The sequence below is a fragment of the Collinsella sp. AM34-10 genome (assembly GCF_003469185.1).
Classification (GTDB): domain Bacteria; phylum Actinomycetota; class Coriobacteriia; order Coriobacteriales; family Coriobacteriaceae; genus Collinsella.
This window is the reverse complement of the sequence record NZ_QSIL01000002.1, coordinates 63,906-80,987: the sequence shown is the minus strand read 5'-3', so window position 1 is coordinate 80,987 and position 17,082 is coordinate 63,906. Positions and strand designations below refer to the sequence as shown.

11 protein-coding genes are annotated in these 17,082 nt (G+C 60.0%); 1 reads left to right on the top strand and 10 read right to left on the bottom strand.

What is annotated here, in order from left to right:
* Positions 1-22: 22 nt before the first annotated feature.
* From DW823_RS02525 to DW823_RS02485, 9 genes are all read right to left on the bottom strand, one after another.
* Positions 23-1,021 (bottom strand): class B sortase, encoded by a 999-nt coding sequence (locus tag DW823_RS02525; protein WP_117766329.1) that lies wholly within the window; start codon positions 1,019-1,021, stop codon positions 23-25.
* 35 nt (positions 1,022-1,056) lie between these two features.
* Positions 1,057-1,521 (bottom strand): 5-(carboxyamino)imidazole ribonucleotide mutase, encoded by a 465-nt coding sequence (purE, locus tag DW823_RS02520; protein ID WP_118080046.1) that lies wholly within the window; start codon positions 1,519-1,521, stop codon positions 1,057-1,059.
* Between the two features lie 217 nt (positions 1,522-1,738).
* Positions 1,739-8,152 (bottom strand): discoidin domain-containing protein, encoded by a 6,414-nt coding sequence (locus DW823_RS02515; protein ID WP_117817453.1) that lies wholly within the window; start codon positions 8,150-8,152, stop codon positions 1,739-1,741.
* A gap of 516 nt (positions 8,153-8,668) precedes the next feature.
* The gene (locus DW823_RS02510; protein ID WP_158567249.1) at positions 8,669-9,109 is read right to left on the bottom strand and encodes a MarR family winged helix-turn-helix transcriptional regulator; all 441 of its coding nucleotides are present in this window, start codon (positions 9,107-9,109) and stop codon (positions 8,669-8,671) included.
* A 104-nt stretch (positions 9,110-9,213) separates the two neighbouring features.
* Positions 9,214-9,540 (bottom strand): hypothetical protein, encoded by a 327-nt coding sequence (locus DW823_RS02505; protein ID WP_117646153.1) that lies wholly within the window; start codon positions 9,538-9,540, stop codon positions 9,214-9,216.
* Positions 9,541-9,735: 195 nt separating this feature from the next.
* Positions 9,736-10,563, bottom strand: coding sequence for a PTS system mannose/fructose/sorbose family transporter subunit IID (locus DW823_RS02500; protein WP_117646152.1), 828 nt, complete (start codon positions 10,561-10,563; stop codon positions 9,736-9,738).
* Positions 10,563-11,420, bottom strand: coding sequence for a PTS sugar transporter subunit IIC (locus DW823_RS02495; RefSeq protein ID WP_089572605.1), 858 nt, complete (start codon positions 11,418-11,420; stop codon positions 10,563-10,565). Before DW823_RS02495 ends, DW823_RS02500 begins: the two co-directional genes overlap by 1 nt.
* Before the next feature lie 72 nt (positions 11,421-11,492).
* Entirely contained in the window at positions 11,493-11,981 is a 489-nt protein-coding gene (locus DW823_RS02490; RefSeq protein ID WP_089572604.1) for a PTS sugar transporter subunit IIB, read from the bottom strand.
* A gap of 79 nt (positions 11,982-12,060) precedes the next feature.
* Entirely contained in the window at positions 12,061-12,495 is a 435-nt protein-coding gene (locus tag DW823_RS02485; protein WP_089572603.1) for a PTS sugar transporter subunit IIA, read from the bottom strand.
* A gap of 308 nt (positions 12,496-12,803) precedes the next feature.
* On the opposite strand from DW823_RS02485, the gene DW823_RS02480 reads away from it, so the two are divergent.
* Positions 12,804-13,586, top strand: a complete 783-nt coding sequence (locus tag DW823_RS02480; protein WP_158567248.1) for a GntR family transcriptional regulator — start codon at positions 12,804-12,806, stop codon at positions 13,584-13,586.
* Between the two features lie 172 nt (positions 13,587-13,758).
* On the opposite strand, the gene carB is transcribed toward DW823_RS02480, so the two are convergent.
* Complete coding sequence (gene carB, locus DW823_RS02475) at positions 13,759-17,073, bottom strand: carbamoyl-phosphate synthase large subunit (protein WP_118080040.1); 3,315 nt, start codon at positions 17,071-17,073, stop codon at positions 13,759-13,761.
* Between the last annotated feature and the right edge of the window lie 9 nt (positions 17,074-17,082).

Below are 17,082 nucleotides of genomic sequence, written 5' to 3'. Positions count from 1 at the left end.
TTTTTAGCTACTCTCGAACAACTTATTCCTCGACCGGCGTGAGCACCATGACGGCGCGTGTGTTGCTCAGCGACAGCGAACGACAGGTCACAAGCGTTACAACCTTAGTTGCCGAAGCGGCACGATCGGTGGCATCACTCGCCACGGCAGAAGCGCCGTCGAGCATCTCGGACAGGTAGTTCTTGAGTCCGTCGTCGCCCTCAAAATTGGTCGTGCGCGCCTTGGCATACGTGTCCTCGACCACCTTGGTCGCCAGCGGACGCAACTTATACGTCGCATCGCGCGTGATGTAGTACACATATTCAACGCTATCGAACGTTGCCTGGTCAGTCGTATCCGAAATCACGTTGAACATCGACCCATCGTTCATATGGTGGCCGTAGATCGTGGTCTGCTGGTCGACCATTCCCGGCGCGGTGTCATCGCTATCCAAGAAGATGGCACCCGAGGCGTTAGACGTGCCATCGAACAGCGTGTTGAGGTATTTGGAGTTGTTGTTGGTCTGCACCACGGGATAGTTGATGTTGGTTCCCGGCACGTAAATCCAACCCACAATCTCGGGGTTCGTCTGAGCAAGTGCATCAAAGTCGATAATCGGCACGCCGCTGGCGTCCTTATCGCTTACATATTGCTTCTCGATTTTCTGATACGAATCGCTCGCCTGCTTATAGCCAATCTGGGCATTGATAAAGATGGCAGCGGCGGCAACAATCAGACCGATGCCCACGATGATGAGCAGAATAGGAATGATGGAGCGGCGCTTTTTACGCGGCGACTCGGTGTAATCCGACGGCGTGGCATGCGATGAAGACCGGGGCGGCTTCTTAGCGGTGCTATAAGATGAAGGTCGATATGCGGCCGGCGCGTCCTGTCGACGATGCGTCGCCGGTGTCACGGGGCGCGGCGCGCGCGGCTGCTGAGGAGAGGATGTCCGACCCTGCTGTGCCGCATGGGCAGCACCCGGCTTCGACGGATCGGGAATCTGAGAAGCCTTGAATCGTTTTCCCTGATAATCGGACATGGCTCTCCTTATACTGCGGTGAAACGGCGGAACGCCTAGGCGTCGGCCATCTCCTGCTTCATCTTCTCGATAACCTTGCGGTACTCGGAGTCGCATGCGCCCAGAATCTGCGTGGCGTAAATGGCGGCGTTCTTGGCGCCGTTGATGGCAACGCAGGCCACGGGCACGCCCGAAGGCATCTGCACCATCGACAGCAGCGAATCCATACCGCCCAGGTCACTCGTCTTCATAGGTACGCCGATAACCGGCAGCGGCGTAAAGGCGGCCACGACACCACCCAGGTGAGCGGCCTTGCCGGCGGCGGCGATAATCACTTTGATACCGCGATCGGCAGCAGTCGAAGCCCACTCGTGGACCTTCGCCGGTGTGCGGTGTGCGCTCGCAATGACGAGCTCATAGGGCACACCGAGCGCCTCGAGCTCGGCGGTGCAGCCTTCCATAACACCCAGATCGGACTTGGAGCCCATGATGATCCCGACAACCGGCTTTTGATCTGCCATAAACAAAGACCTCCTGTTGAGAGCGGTGACGCGGCCAATCCGCGACCCTTAACTGCAAATAATTCAAGTATAGCCGCCGATGCTGATGTGTTCGGCGGGAGACGGAACGCTTTGCGAGATTAAGGCCGAAGGGTCGGAGCTTTCTGCCTACATTCAAAAAGCGTGCCCACCGTCCTTGGGTGGGACGGCGGGCACGCTTGCTTAGCTGTTGCTGGGGCTACTTAGCCTTGCTGCGACGATGGAAGAAAGCGCCGATCGCGGCGATGATGGCGCCAAGACCACCGACGGTCGCGACGGTCGCCGCCGTCTGGTCTCCGGTATTGGGAATCGCCGAACCGTTCTTCTTGCTGCCCTGGGCCTTGTCGCCTGCGGGCTTGCCCGCCTGGTTGCCGCCGTTCGAGCCATTGCCGGAACCCTGGTTGCCCGAGCCGCCCTGGTTGCCGGAATCGGCATCCTTGAGGCTCTCAATGGCCAGCTTGAGCTGGCTATAGGCCGCCTGGATCTGGGTGTCGGAAGCATTCTCATCACCCAAGACGTCCTCGGCGTAGGTAATGGCATCCGTCAGGGCCTTGACAGACTCGGCCGTCTTGCCCCTGGTGTCAGTCTCCTTCGCCTGCTTGACCAGGGCCTTGAGCTGCTTCTTAGTCGGATTCTCGACCGGGACCACCGGGGTCTTCTCGAGCGCGTCGCGGGCGCTCTCGAGCGCCCTGAGCGCCTGGTCGACCTCGTCCTGCGTGGCATCCTCGTCGCTCAAGATGGCGCGGGCGCTCGCCAGGGCGTTCTCGAGCGCCGTCCAGGAGGCCTCGGTGTAGTCGCCGGCCTTGAGGTCGCCGGCGGCAAGCTCGGCATCAACCTTTTCGATCGCGGCAGTGAGATCATCCTTCGCCACCGGATCGGGGACGGCCGTACCGTAGAACTTGAGCTCCGCCATGCTGCAGTAGGCATCAACGTCGCCCCCGCCGGCGTGAATCACCTTGACGGTCACGTAGCGACCGCGCGCGGCGCCAAAGCTCATCTGTTTCCAGTCGCCACGGTCGGTGAGCACGCGGCCATCGTTGTCGAAGGCGAACGTACCCATCGACGCGGCGGTGCCCTTCTCATAACCGTCGGCAGTGTCGGAGACCAGTATCTCGGCCTCGAAGATATCGCCGTTAGTGCCGCCGTCCTGGCGCGGCAGGAATGTAACGTCGGTGAGATCGTAGTCGCGGCCCAGGTCGACACTCAGATACTGGGGCATACCGGTCCCATGGGCCCAGTCGCTGTGCCAAAGCGTCCGCTCGTCGCCGTCGAGAGCGTTGACGGCGTTGCTGCCCTCGTAGTCGGCCTCACTCGAGAAGCCGGCCACCTTGACGTTCTTGCGGTTCTCGGGCGTGTTGATGAGAATCTTCTCATCAACAGGGCGCATCTTGAGGCCGTCGATTGCCTTCTCGATCTTGGCTGTGGCGTCTGCGACATCCTTCTTGCTATAGCTGCCCTGGCCGCTGTCGAGGAGCTTCTGAGCCGCCTCGACCGCAGTGGTGAGAGCTGCATAGGAATCCTTGGTGTAGACGGACTCGCTGTAGCCCGCGGCCTTGGAAAGCGCTGCTACGAGCGCAGAGGTATCGACACCAGCCTTGACCTCGACCTCATAGGATGCGGTCTTGGAGGGGTCGAGTACCGACGCCACCGTGATCTTTGCCTTGCCGGCCTTGTTGGCACGCAGGTAGTAGCTCACGCTATCGCCAGCCTGAACAGCGGAGACGCTTACCACAGAGGGGTCGGAGCTCTCGACCGTCACATAGGGGTAGCCAGCGCTCTCAGGCGTAGCCTTGGCGTCGACGGGCGTAATGTCGCCTTCAAAGAACTCGGTCTGGTTCTTGCCTAGCTCGACACCCTCGATGGCCTCGACACCCTGCGTGTAGTTGAAGTTGACCTCACGCAGTGTGAGCATCTGGTCACCCGATGCCTCAAGCGGCGTGACCTCGACCTTGGTCGCCTTCTTGCCCTTGTTCTCGGCAGAGAGGTCAAAGGCGTAGCGAGCCAAGAAGGAATCGTACTCCCCGCCCGCGAACTCTTGGGTCGAGCCATCCTCGAACGTCACGACAGCCTTGATCTTCTGCACGGTTCCGTTGCCGCCGTTGCGGTTAACGACCTCGACACTATCGAGTTTCGACGGCGTCTTAAATGCGAATGTCATCGTGGTGGGAAGCTTCACGTAACTCGGAAGCTTACCCTCGCTGTCCCAGTTGCCGCTCCAGTTCCATAGGAACTCAAAGCCGTTGTCGCCCTCGTTATTATCGAACAGCGCGTTATAGCTCTTCTGCTGGATAAGTTTCTCGACGTTGGTCCCGTCGTCGGTCGTGAGCTCATCGTTGGTCATCGTGATGTTGAAGGCGTCCTGACCGTACTCGGCGACCGTTGGCTGAGGAACATCCGGCATCGTCACCGTGCCGTCGCTCGCAAACTCAAGTGCGTCGCATGCCGGACCGATGAGCCAAGATGTCGAGGGCAGTTCGACCTTGCCGGCGGTCTTGGCCTTGAGCTTGAAACTCGCCACCGCGCCGGTACCGTTGTAGAGCTTGCCATCGCCGCGGTTGGCAAAGGCGAGATTGATAGTCTGCGTTCTGTCCGCGAACTGGACCTTCTCGCGAGACAGGTTCTCCATGCCGGCAGTCGAGCCGTCCTGCGCGATGCTCTCGGACACAAACTCGAACTGGTCGCTCTTGAAGTTGACGAGAGCGCCCAGGGCGTTGACGTTCTTGGCGTCGGCCGCATAGACATCAACGGTGATCTCATCACCGGCCTCGACCTCGGTCTTGCTCGGAATCACCGCGAGCGAACCTGCGACCTTGCCCTTTTGTTTAGTGCCGCCGTCAAGACCCGCCATGGTGAACGAGTAATCGTAGACGTCGTAAACGCCGTTATCGTTGAGGTCGGCGAAGTGGTCGCGGATCTGCGAACCGAACGTCGGGGTATCGGGCTCGCGATTCTCGAGGCCCAGATAGTTCTTCATGTTGGAGTAGTCTCCGTCGGAGATCGTGGCCTTGTTGAGGTTGGAGCCCACGGCGAAGCCATCCGTGCCGTCGGTCTTGTAGATGGCAATCTCGGACGCGGAGAAGAAATTGCCGACCGAGGCGAGCGGTGTCATGCGCACGTAACGGGCGGCCACGGTGCCGTCAAACGCTACCGTCTTACAATCAGCGGAACGTGCCCAATCGACCTCCTGGCTCGTCCAGTGGACGCCATCGAGACTCGTCTCAACACGCATCTTGGTCACAGTGCCGTTGCCGGCGTCATCGCGCGGATAGTACTCGAGCTTATCGAGCTTGTAAGCGCGTCCATAGTCAACGGTAAGCGCCTTGCCCAGATCGTTGCCACCGGAGTGGAAACCGCCGTCGCCCGACTGGAACTCATGGTCGAAGGCGAGCTCGGCCTTATGGCTGCCGTAAAGTGAGCCCTCCCAGGTGATTTGCTCGGCGTCGGGGACGTTCCGCCACGGATCGAGTGCGGAGTTCGCCTCGAGCACATCGCTCCAGGCGGAGTAGCCCTCGGCGTTGCGCGAACGAATCTGGTAGGTGTGCTTGCTATTGTAGGCGAGGTCGGTGTGCGTGAACTCGGCCGCATCACCCACGGCGAACACGGTGCCGTCGACCTTAAGGTCGTAGGAGGTAGCACCATCGACCTTTCCCCAGGTGAGCTTGATGCTCGTTGGGGTCGTGACGTCCTCGGGGGCAGCAAGGTTCGTGGGTGCGGAGAGGCTCTCGTTGAGGCGATCGGCTGTGAGCGTGGCGTCGGCGTTCACGAAACCGCCCAGCTCGAGCGTCTGCGCCGCCGCAGCAACATCGGTCTTCGCGAACTTGACGTAGACCTTGGGGTTCGTGGTGATCTTGGTGTTGTTAAAGCTCTCGCCCCGCTCGGCCTCGGTGCCGTCCACATCGCTGCCGTAGTGGTTGAGGTTAGGGGTCTCGCTGTAGAAGTAGACCGCCTGGCCGGCCTCGGGGGTCGCGGTGTCAAAGGTCTCCTGCGAGTCGACCTCAACCACGTTGAGCGCGGATCCGCCGTTCTTGGCGACGACGCTCATGGGCTTGGCGGACACGTTGGCCACGAAGGTCGTGGTGCGATTGGAGTCGTAGCCGTTGTAGCCACCCTGCGAGGCTTCGGCGGTAAAGGTCGCGGTGCCGCCTGCGGCCTTGGATCTGTAGACGGTGCTCACATGCTCACCGTAGGAGATATTGTCGATCGTACCGTAGGAATCGTCCTCAGTCGTGTTGTTCTCGATGGAGGAGCCGTCGTCCTCGTACTGCGTAAAGGTGCCGTCGCCCTCGGTGGCGAAGAACTCGACGATACGCTGGCTGCGGTCGGTACCCTTGGTGTTGGTGTCGCTCACGGCCTCGGGGTTGTTGTTCTCGGCGTACATCGGCACGATAGCGTTGGCCTTCACAAACAGCGGCAGCTTCCAAAGCGGAGCCTCGTAGTTGTTGAGAACCTGGCCGCCGCGATACTGCTTACCCGAGAAGTAATCGATCCAGATGGTGGGATTCTCGTCGGTGCCGTAGTTGGGGAGGTAAATCCCATTGCGAATGTCGTTGCCGTTCTCGTCTGCCTGGGTATCCTGATACACCGGTGCCACTAGGAAGTTCTCACCGAACATATACTGGTACTGCGTCGAGGTGCTTGCGGCGTACTCGGAGTTATCGGAAAGCAGCATGGCGCGGATCATGGGCAGGCCGGCATCGCCGTTACCCGTGTCGATGTTGGCCGCCGAGGCCGCGCTCGTGTAGATATAGGGCATGAGCTGCGCCTTGAGCTTGAGGTAGAAGCGCGAGATGCCTGTGTAGGGATCGCCGTGCGTCATGGGCGATTTACGGTAGGTGCCCCAACCGTCCATGTCGAGCATAGAGGGCGTGAACGTCTTCCACTGGTAGTCACGCGCAGAGATGATGGGGTCGCCGCCAAAAATGCCATCCATGTCGGAGCCGATGTTGGGGTTGCCCGAAAGACTCTGACCGATATACGTGGGGATATGGAAGCGAATGTACTCCCAGTTACCGCCATACTGGTCGCCGGTCCAAATGCCACCAAAGCGCTGCGTGCCGGCCCAACCATCGAGCGTGATGATGTTGGGGCGCTTGTTAGCGCCGGTCGTCACCGTGTCATAAGCTGTCTTGATGCCATTAAGACCAAAGGAGTAGCCAGATCCAACCCAGGCAACGTCGGTCTTAAGGGTAGTGATGCCTCCCGTCTTGACCTCGGCGTCGAAGTCGCGAAGCAGATGCCACGGGGTCTCAGGGTTGCTGTCGGGCTCAAGGTTGGACTGGGTCCACAAGCCCGTGCTCACACCCTTTGAGTTGGCATACTCGGTGAACTTCTTAAGGTTGTCGACGTTGGCACGCACAGCGTTAAGACGGTCGGCCGAGCTCGCTCCGTCGGAGTTGACGCCGCCGGTCTTGTAGTAACCGTTCTGGCCATAGCCGGCGCCGTAGCCGTCGTTCGGCAGGAACCAGCCGAGCGGCATGTCGCTGTCCTCGTAGTCATCGATAACCTGCCGAGCAGAGAACTGGCGGTCGAAATCGGTCGCTTTCATGTTCTCGGTATCAACCGTAGGGCCCTCACCGTTGAGCGTCTCGGCCGCAAGTGTGCCGTCGAGCTTGTAGCCCGTCGACATGCCAGACTCGTACTTAACGTCGCCCTTCTCGCTCGAGGACTTGCTGCCCTTGGTCTCCCACTTCTTTTGACCCGAGGTCGTTGACCAGCCATCACGGTTATAGGCATTAAGATGACCAAGGTAGAACCCGTACTCGGGCAGCAGTACCGGGTTACCGGTCACCTTGTAGTAGTCCTGCAGCATCTCAGTTGCCACGTTCGAAGCTCCCTCGTTGGTCGCCACGAAGTAGTAGGCATCAAACTCATTCTCGCTGTGCAAAGTCGTGACCGTCGATGAGTCCGTGGAACCGAAGTCGTAGGAACCCTCTGCAAACGTGTTTCGGAGCACGCCGTAGCCGTCACTCGTCCAATAAAACGGGTTGGGCGAGGCAACGCCGCCATCGGTCCAGTTGTTCGTGTTGGAGATGGCGATGGTCTGGTTGGTGTGCAGGAAGCGTCCGTTCTGGGTGCCGCCGCCAAAGAAGTTCTCGGACTTCTCCTTGGCGAGCGTCTGGACGGTACCCTTCTTATCAAGGTCGAGGGACGCGGACTCGGAAACCACGACACGGTCGCCTGACTTGATACTCATCTTGCCAGTCGCCTTGTCCAGGATCACGGTCGCCTTTCCGCCGGTGATCTCGATAGTGTCGCCCTTGTCGGCAACCGTCGCACTCGGCTTGCTGTAGGTGTCCGAGGTATCGGGCTGAGCCTGGATCTTAGCCGTGTGGGACTTACTGCGCGGCGTGGCGTACTCGGAAAACTCACCCTTGGGGTCGACGTTATAACGGAAAATACCGTCCTCGAGGAACGTAATACGGCCCTTGATGCCGTCAGCGAAATCGATGTCGACGACATTCGAGGCAGACTGGGACACGGTCGCCGAGTCGACGCCCTTGAGTGGCGTGGCAATCGCCTGCTGGGGATTGGCAAACACGAGCGTCGCTGCAGTGGCAACGAGGACCGCGCTTCCCTTCACCCACCGTTTCGTAAAAATGGAATTCCTGCGCATCTGGTCTCCTTTCTTCCGACATGCTGAGGTGCCGAGGACGCCCCCCCCCCCGGCAGCATGGGAAAACGTATCAAACGGAGATGTTCGGTACATTCCGCACAATGGGGGCCACCCGTTACCAAGGGGCCAACTGGTAGTAACCAGATAGCCACCTACTAGGTCATATCAGCATATGGGAGCACTTGCGCACCCAAGTTCGGAATTCTCCCAGCGGCAGCAAAATAAGCGTCAACGGCAAGGTGGGCTTAATAAGCAATACCAATTGGTTCTTCAGTCAAATACCAATCTAGCAAAAATGTACTGTTTATCTGGTATTACACAGACCATACCTTTCCCTCGGGAACTGGGCTTCGCGAAGTTTCCCGAGGGAAAGGCTCAGCCGCCATCCTGCAACCTACCGGGGATTGCCATGACGTACGTTGACTGATTTTGTTTGGAATGAAATGTTGACGGTGGCTGATGGGCACAATTGCCCCGGATGCATTTCATGATGCACCTAAATGTCTGTCTTTATCCTTATAGATTGTCCAGGTAATCGTTGGCATCATAGGTAAGGCTATAGGCTTTATTCAGAATGCGCACGAGCTCCTGGGCATCGTGCTCGCCGAGCGCTGAGAGTTGTTTCGAGAGCGATGCCACACTCTCGGCATTTTTTTTCGCCGCGAAATCACGGCCTTCCTCGGTGATGCTCACCAGCACACGCCGACGATCGTTTGGATCGGTCCTGCGCTGAACGTAACCCTTGCTCTCGAGTGAATCCAAGATATGCGACATGCGCGCACGGGAGAATTTCAGCTTCTTGGCAATCTCGGAGGGAATGACATCACCGTCAATACCCGATAGATACTGTAAAACCGGTGCCTCGCCCACACTGGCGCCGCCGGCAGCACTCAAGGATCCCTTGGCAAGGGAACGTGAATACACAATCAGTTTTCGAGCGACGTCATCGTAATCCACTGGGGATATTGTCCTTTGCAACTCTAGAAGGGCCATAAAACCGTCATTTGCCGTACATTAGTTAACATTCGCAACAATTATTTATGATACCCCAACGCGGAAGTCTATTGCTCGTCCTTCTTGCGTCGCATAAGCTCCTCAACGTCGACACCAGCGGCCTCGAGCATTCGCTCGACATTCTTTTTGGCGTTGGTCGTGCCGACCTTAAGCACGATCGAAAGCGGAGTGCCCACCACCAGGCACACGATGCCCACGGGGACACCCCAGCCGGGGCCGCCCTGCATACCCCACATCCCCATCAAAAAGCCAATCGCCACGAGCGAATAGCCCAGGCGCAGCCAAACGTTGAGCCGCTGAATAGCATCGGTCTGCATCTTTGCCTCGCGAATCAAGTCGTCGCGCGAAAGGTCGTGTCCATGTTTCTCGTGCATATGGTCCTCCTCATGCAAAGTGTGCATCATGTGCAAGTACATCGTTTTTCGAATACGTCATCTTTCAAGAGCAATATAGCGGGTGTCGTGTAGGCGATGGAGGTCGCTGGCCATATTGCCCTTGAAGGGCGGCGCAAAATCAGAAGGCCGTGCGGTTGAGGCCGCACGGCCTTACAGGGGGCCAGGGGATGATGACTAGTAGCTCAGTGCCGGGTCGAAGAAGCCAATGAGAACGCCCACAAATGCGATCACAACGAGGATCAGCATCATAACGATGGGGTTGACCTTCTTCTTGGTCATCATGTACCAGCAGAAGATGATGAAGATCATCGGCAGCAGGTGCGGATAGATGCCATCGAGCGTGTCCTGGAACTTACCGCCACCGGGCAGCACCAGGTTGGGGCTGCAGGTGATGGAGACCCAAGTTGCGCCCACGGCACCGATGACCATGGTACCGACCATCACGATGGAATCGCGAAGAGCCTTTGCCTTGGGGCCAACGAGGGCCTCGACCGCCTTGCCGCCGAGCTCATAGCCCTGGTTGTAGGCAAAGCGCATGCCAAGGAACATGAGCAGGTTCCACACGACAATATAGAAGATGGCGCCGAGCGGAGAGCCGCCGGTCGAGAGACCGAGGGCGATACCGAGCAGAATCGGGATCAGGGTACCGACGATCAGCGAGTCGCCAAGGCCGGCGAGCGGGCCCATGAGGCCGGCGCGGATGCCGTTGATGGCGTCGTCATCGATGGCCTCGCCGTTTGCGCGAGCCTCCTCGAGGCCGGCGGTGACGCCGACAATCATGGTGCCGATCTGCGGCTCGGTGTTGAAGAACGCGGAGTAGGTCTGGAGGGCCTGCTTCTGCTCCTCGGGCGTGTCGTAGAGCTCCTCGACGATCGGAAGCATGGCGCACAGGTAACCGAAGGTCTGCATGTGCTCCTGCGAGAAGCAAGTCAGGTTGCCATAGGACCAGTTGCGGAACGACTTGGCAAGCGTTTTCTTAGAGAGTTTCTTCTTCTCTGCCATTAGATGTCCTCCTCTTCCTCATCATCGGAGCCCGAGGCGATAGCTGCCTTGGGAGCGTTTGCGAGGTCGATCTTGAGCGAAGCGATCTCATAGTTGATCAGGGCGAAGAAGCAGCCGATGCCGGCAGCGGCAATCAGGTTGCACCCCATGACAGCGGACAGGGTGAAGCCGAAGAAAAACGTGAGGAAGTCCGTCGGCTTGGAGATGACCTGCTTGAGCAGGATGGCGATACCGACGGTAGGCAGCAGCGAGCCGACGGTGAACAGCGTCTTCATCGCGATGCCGTCCATGGGCATGTAGGTCTTCATGAGGTCGACCATGGCGGTGCCGCCCATGGTGATGATGAACGTCGGGAGGAACGAGCAGACGATGTGACCAATCCAAGGCAGAACGTTGTTGACCAGGTAGAGCTTGTGGAGATCGCCCTTCTCGAGCCACTTCCACCCCATGCCCTGCCACACCAGGTTGATGGTGGCGGTGCCATAGAAGAGCACAGTGCCGAGCGTGCCGACGGCGGCACCGAGGGATGCGGCCATGCCGGCAGCCTCAGCGGAGGCGGGATCGATGCCCGAGTTCTTGATGGCGAGGATCGCCAGCGGGATGCCGATATAGGACACGGCGCGGACGTCGGCGGAGACGGTTCCGCCAGGGGTCACGAGAGCGATGTAGACAACCTGGATGGCAGCGCCGACGAGGATGCCCGTCTGCATATCGCCCATGATGATGCCGACGATGAGGCCGGCGACCAGAGGACGACCCAGAGTGTAGTTGCCGATCGTCGTGCCGCCCATGCCAGGCAGTGATGCCAGGCAGGCGAACAGGCCGAACAGCGCGGCTTGGAATGCATTGATTGCCATGCTTTCCCCTTTCTTTATTCCTCAGCCCCTTTCACCAAGGGCTGTAGATACCAAAATGCGGCTGGCGCCTAACTAGAAGCCAAACTGACCGCGGAACTTGGGCCACTCACCGATGGACTTCTCCTTGATAAGGGCGAACTCGACCGTGTAGCCGGCGTTGGTGAGATCCTCGAGCGCCTGGGCCTCTTCCTGCGTGATCGACTGGTTGTTGCCGAGCTTGGTGGTGCCGGGACGATCGTTGCAGGGACCGACGATGATGCGGTCCATGCCGGGCTTAAAGCCAAAATCGACGAGAAGTTCCTTCATGTCGAGCGGGTTCTTGGTGATCAGGAAGTACTTGGTGTCGGACTTGAGAACCTTCTCGGAGACCTCCTTAAAGTGCTCCTTGGTCCACACGAACGTCTTCTTGCCCGAGGCACTCTTGTAGGCCTCCTTGAGCACGGGGTTAGACGCTGCAGCGTCGTTGACGGCGATAAGACCGTCGCAGGGATACTCGAGGGCCCAACGGGTAACGGTCTGTCCATGGATCATGCGGTCGTCAATACGGATGAACGAAATCATGCGTTCTCCCTTTCCTTATCACCGGGGGTCTTTCCTCTTAACCCCCGCTCCATCACAAAAAATTGGGCGGATGCGCTGCCTAGATGTCGTCGTCCTCGTCATCGGCGTCATCGGTCGGGACAACGAGCTCGGACATACCGTTCTTGCCCTCCTGCAGCATCATCTGCTTGAGGGAATCCAGGTCCATGGTGGCAAGCCCCATCATGGCGGTCATAGCCATGGGCAGGTTCATGCCGCCGAAGGCAATGGTGTGGGCGAGCAGGCCCTTCTCGGCCAGCGTGTTCATGGCATTGGTGAGCGGCGATCCGCCCAGGATGTCACCAAGCAGGACAACCTCGTCATCGGCGGTAACGGGAGCGAGCATCGCCTTGACGTTCTCGACATACTCGTCAGCGCCCATGCCGTCCACGAGACTCGTCGACAAGATGTTCGGGGCGTCATTGCCGAGCATCTTGAGGACACTGTGCAGTCCGGGAGCGAGCGTTCCGTGACTGACCATTACCAGATACCGCATGCGGTCTCCTCTCGACCTGCCGTGTGTCGCACGGCTTTGCTTTTTGCTGAGATTATTGTTGCGCCGGGGCATGTTCGGTACAAGAAAATAGTTGCGAACGGCAACTATTCATCGGTTAACGGTAGGAACTATTTTTGTGCCTAAATTATTTTTTCTTCTAATTATTTTTAAAATAGCAGGTAGATTGCCTGATAAATGTTTTATGTTCCTTATGCACCATACATACCAGCAAGAATCGGGCCTGGCATCTCCGGTTTGCCCCGCAGTGTCAGACCATGTCACGTACGCCCACGACATGGAGGTACCCCATGGATATGATCTCGTTTCTCGCCTCCGAACCCTTCGACCGCAGCGGTGATACGCCGCTCTATGTCCAACTTAAACATCGAATCGCCCTACTTATCGCCAGCCAGGCGTTCGACACCAAGACGCCGCTGCCACGCGAGCTCGAAATCTGTGAGCGGCTAGAGTTATCGCGCGCGACCGTGCGCCGTTGCTTCCAAGATCTCGTCATCGAGGGGCGCGTGGTGCGCAAACGTGGGCAGGGCACGTTCATCAAACCCCAAACCTCAGCACCCGGCATCGACCTGGCCCTGAATTTCAGCGCGCGGATGCAGGAAGCGGGACGGGTTCCGAGCTCGCAGATTCTCGCCTTTTCAAGCATACCGGCCGTCCGCGGCATCGCCTCCGGGCTCAAAGTGCCCGAAGGGACACCCGTCTGGGAGATTCGCCGCCTGCGTCTCGCCAACGACAAACCCATGGAGCTCAACTACGTCTATATCCCCGTGTCACTTTGCCCCGAGCTCACACGCAAAGACGTGGATGGCTCGCTCTACGCCTACATCGCGGAAAAGACCGGCATCCTGCCCGCAAGTGTCGATGCCGTCTACGAGACGGTCAACCTCGACAAGCATGAGGCGCGCCTTTTGGGACAGAACACCGGTAAGGCGGCGATGCGCATCGTGCGTTCGACCTACGACAAGACGGGAACCCCGTTCGAGGTAGGCGTGCTCATCAGCTGCGACGGTCAGGCAAAGCTGCACGTGCACATCGCCGCCGACAAAACAACCTTCACCGCCACAGCCCAATAAATCCAAAACGTGGGCGCCGTCGTTCAAACGAACGACGGCGCCCACACTCACTTTTTATTCAGCCCTAGTCATCGCGCAAAGCCCCTTCGGCAGCACACGGTGCAGCCAAGTCACCGCAGGCCGGGGCGGAGGGGGAAACTCAGCCCCCTCCGCCCCGGCCGGCCAGCTCAACCTACACCGTGTGCTGCGGCAGGTCCTGCAGGGCGATGACGTCCATGCCCATGTCGTTGGCGCTGCCGTGACCCTGCTGGTCCTCGCGCACCGCCTCGATGGCACTCACGTACGTGTTGGCAGCGGACATCGCGGTCACGCAGGTTACGCCGCGGCGCACCGCCTCGGTACGCAGCAGGTAGCCGTCGCCGCGCGAACCCGGACCGTACGGCGTGTTGATGATTACCGCAATCTTGCCATCGGCGATGAGGTCGCCGATGTTGGGGCGCTCGCCGTCGTGCGGGCCGCTGATCTTTTCCACGATCTCGCACGTCACGTTGCCGCCGCGCAGCACGCGCGCCGTGCCTTCGGTGGAGCAGATGTCAAAGCCCAGGTAGCGCAGGATGCGGGCGACCGAAAGAATATGCCGCTTATCGCGGTCGCACACGCTAATGAACACTTTGCCGGCGCTCGGGTCGGGCAGGTTGTAGTCGATCGCCAGCTGCGTCTTGGCGTATGCCTCGGGATAGCTCTTGGCGATACCCATGACCTCGCCGGTCGACTTCATCTCGGGCCCCAGGATAACGTCGGCACCCGGGAAACGACCCCAGGGCATGACGGCTTCCTTCATGCAGAACCAGTCCAGCTGACGTTCGTCGCTCGGCAGGCCCAAGCTCGCGATGGAATCGCCTGCCATGATGCGCGCCGCGCATTTGGCCAGCGGCACACCGGTGGCCTTGGAGATAAACGGCACGGTACGGCTGGCGCGCGGGTTGGCCTCGATCACGTAGACGGTCTCGCCCTTGATGGCATATTGCACGTTGACCAGACCGCGGACTCCCAGCGCCATCGCGATGCGGCGCGTGGTCTCGCGGAGCTTCGCCTGCAGGCTCTCGCTAAAGCTGAACGGCGGGATGCAGGTCGCGGAGTCGCCGGAGTGAATACCGGCTTCCTCGATATGCTCCAGGATGCCGCCGATGTATACCTCTTCGCCATCGCACAGGGCGTCGACATCGGACTCGATTGCGCCCTCCAGGAAGCGGTCCAGATACACCGGGTAGTCGGGGCTGATGCGCGCAGCCTCTGCCATGTAATCGCGCAGATGCTCGGCATCGTAGGCGATCATCATGCCGCGGCCGCCCAGCACGTAGCTCGGACGCACCAGCAGCGGGTAGCCGATGTGCGCGGCCACGGCCTCGGCCTCCTCAAACGAGGTTGCCTGGCCCGCCGGCGGATACATAATGCCCAACTTGTCGAGCAGGGCGGCGAAGCGCTCGCGGTCCTCGGCAAAATCGATGGCGTCGGGCTTGGTGCCCATAATGTTCACGCCGCTCTCCTCGAGCATGCGCGCCAGTTTAAGCGGGGTCTGGCCGCCGAGCGTCACCACGACGCCGTCGGGGCGTTCAACATCGATAACGTCCATGACGTCCTCGTAGGTGAGCGGCTCAAAGTACAAGCGGTCCGAGGTGTCGTAGTCGGTCGAGACGGTCTCGGGGTTGCAGTTGACCATGATGGTCTCGAAGCCGCGGGCCGCCAGCGCGTAGCTCGCGTGCACGCAGCAGTAATCGAACTCGATACCCTGGCCAATGCGGTTGGGGCCGGCGCCCAGGATCATCGCCTTGGGCTTGTCCGCCGGCGTGGTCTCGTCGGGAGCCACGCACTTCTTGGCATCTGGGCTCGTGCGGTAGATGTTCTCGTACGTCTTGTAGTGGTACTCCGTGGCGCTCGAGAACTCGGCCGCGCAGGTATCGACCGTCTTCATGCTGGGAACCACGCCCAGACCCTTGCGATAGGCGCGCACAAAGCGCTCGTCCGAGCCGGTCAGCGCGGCAATCTCGGCATCGCTCGTGCCGTACTGCTTGAGCAGGCGCATCGCGTCGGCGTCGATATCCTCCACACGCAGGCCGCGGATGCTCTCCTGGACCTGCACCATGTCGTTGATACGGTTGAGGTACCACGGATCGATACCGCAGATGGCATGGATGCGCGCGACATCCCAGCCATGGCGCAGGGCCTCGACCACAAAGAAAATGCGGTGCTCGGTCGGGGTTGCCACGGCCTGAGCGAGCTCGTCGTCGCTCAGCTTGTCGGCACCCTCCTTGCCACCGGCGCAGATGCCCTGATGCCCGTCCTCCAGTGAGCGCATGGCCTTGCCAAAGGCCTCCTCAAAGGTGCGGCCGATCGCCATGATCTCGCCCACGGCCTTCATGCGCGTGGTGAGCGTGGGGTCGGTACCCTTGAACTTCTCGAAGGCGAAGCGCGGCACCTTGACCACGCAGTAGTCAATCGTGGGCTCAAAGCAGGCAGGCGTTGCCTTGGTAATGTCGTTGACGATCTCGTCGAGCGTGTAGCCCACGGCAAGGCGCGCGGCGGCCTTGGCGATGGGGAAACCCGTGGCCTTGGAGGCCAGCGCGGACGAACGGCTCACGCGCGGGTTCATCTCGATGACGATCAAACGACCGGTGTTGGGGTTCACGGCAAACTGCACGTTGGAGCCACCGGTCTCGACGCCGATCTTCTCCAGGATGGCGAGCGAGGCCACGCGCATGCGCTGATACTCAAGGTCGGAGAGCGTCTGCGCCGGCGCCACGGTGATGGAGTCGCCGGTGTGCACGCCCATGGGGTCGAGATTCTCGATGGAGCACACGATGATGCCGTTGCCGACGTGGTCGCGCATGACCTCCATCTCGTACTCTTTCCAGCCCTCGATGGACTCCTCGACCAGCACCTCGTGGGCGGGCGAAAGCTCAAGACCCTGGCTCACGATGGAGACGAGCTCCTCGTGGGTATGCGCGATACCGCCACCGGCACCGCCGAGGGTAAAACTCGGACGCAGCACGCAGGGATAGCCCACGCGCTCGGCGATGGCCTCGGCGTCAGCCACGCTATAGGCGTAGCCCGAGCGCGCGACCTCCAGGCCGATCTCGGCCATGGCCTCGTTAAAGAGCTTGCGGTCCTCGCCGCGCTCGATGGCGGCCAGGTCGCAACCGATCATCTCGACGCCGTACTTGTCGAGCGTGCCGTCTTTCGCCAGCTCGACGGCGGCGTTCAGACCGGTCTGGCCGCCCAGTGTGGGCAGCAGCGCGTCCGGGCGCTCTTTCTTGATCACGCGCTCGATAAACTCGGCGGTGATGGGCTCGACATAGGTGCGGTCGGCAAGACCCGGGTCGGTCATAATGGTCGCCGGGTTGGAGTTGACCAGGATGACCTCAAAGCCATCCTCCTTGAGCACCTTGCAGGCCTGGGCGCCGGAGTAATCGAACTCGCAGGCCTGGCCAATGACGATGGGGCCCGAGCCAATGACGAGGATACGCTTGATGTCGGTACGTTTAGGCATGTTTAAAAC

Bases quoted from the DNA above. Each gene is read 5' to 3' on its own strand.
- carB (WP_118080040.1), bottom strand. From the start codon at position 17,073: ATGCCTAAACGTACCGACATCAAGCGTATCCTCGTCATTGGCTCGGGC.
- DW823_RS02500 (WP_117646152.1), bottom strand. From the start codon at position 10,563: ATGGCAGAGAAGAAGAAACTCTCTAAGAAAACGCTTGCCAAGTCGTTC.
- DW823_RS02480 (WP_158567248.1), top strand. From the start codon at position 12,804: ATGGATATGATCTCGTTTCTCGCCTCCGAACCCTTCGACCGCAGCGGT.
- DW823_RS02490 (WP_089572604.1), bottom strand. From the start codon at position 11,981: ATGATTTCGTTCATCCGTATTGACGACCGCATGATCCATGGACAGACC.
- DW823_RS02485 (WP_089572603.1), bottom strand. From the start codon at position 12,495: ATGCGGTATCTGGTAATGGTCAGTCACGGAACGCTCGCTCCCGGACTG.
- DW823_RS02505 (WP_117646153.1), bottom strand. From the start codon at position 9,540: ATGCACGAGAAACATGGACACGACCTTTCGCGCGACGACTTGATTCGC.
- DW823_RS02515 (WP_117817453.1), bottom strand. From the start codon at position 8,152: ATGCGCAGGAATTCCATTTTTACGAAACGGTGGGTGAAGGGAAGCGCG.
- DW823_RS02525 (WP_117766329.1), bottom strand. From the start codon at position 1,021: ATGTCCGATTATCAGGGAAAACGATTCAAGGCTTCTCAGATTCCCGAT.
- DW823_RS02495 (WP_089572605.1), bottom strand. From the start codon at position 11,420: ATGGCAATCAATGCATTCCAAGCCGCGCTGTTCGGCCTGTTCGCCTGC.
- purE (WP_118080046.1), bottom strand. From the start codon at position 1,521: ATGGCAGATCAAAAGCCGGTTGTCGGGATCATCATGGGCTCCAAGTCC.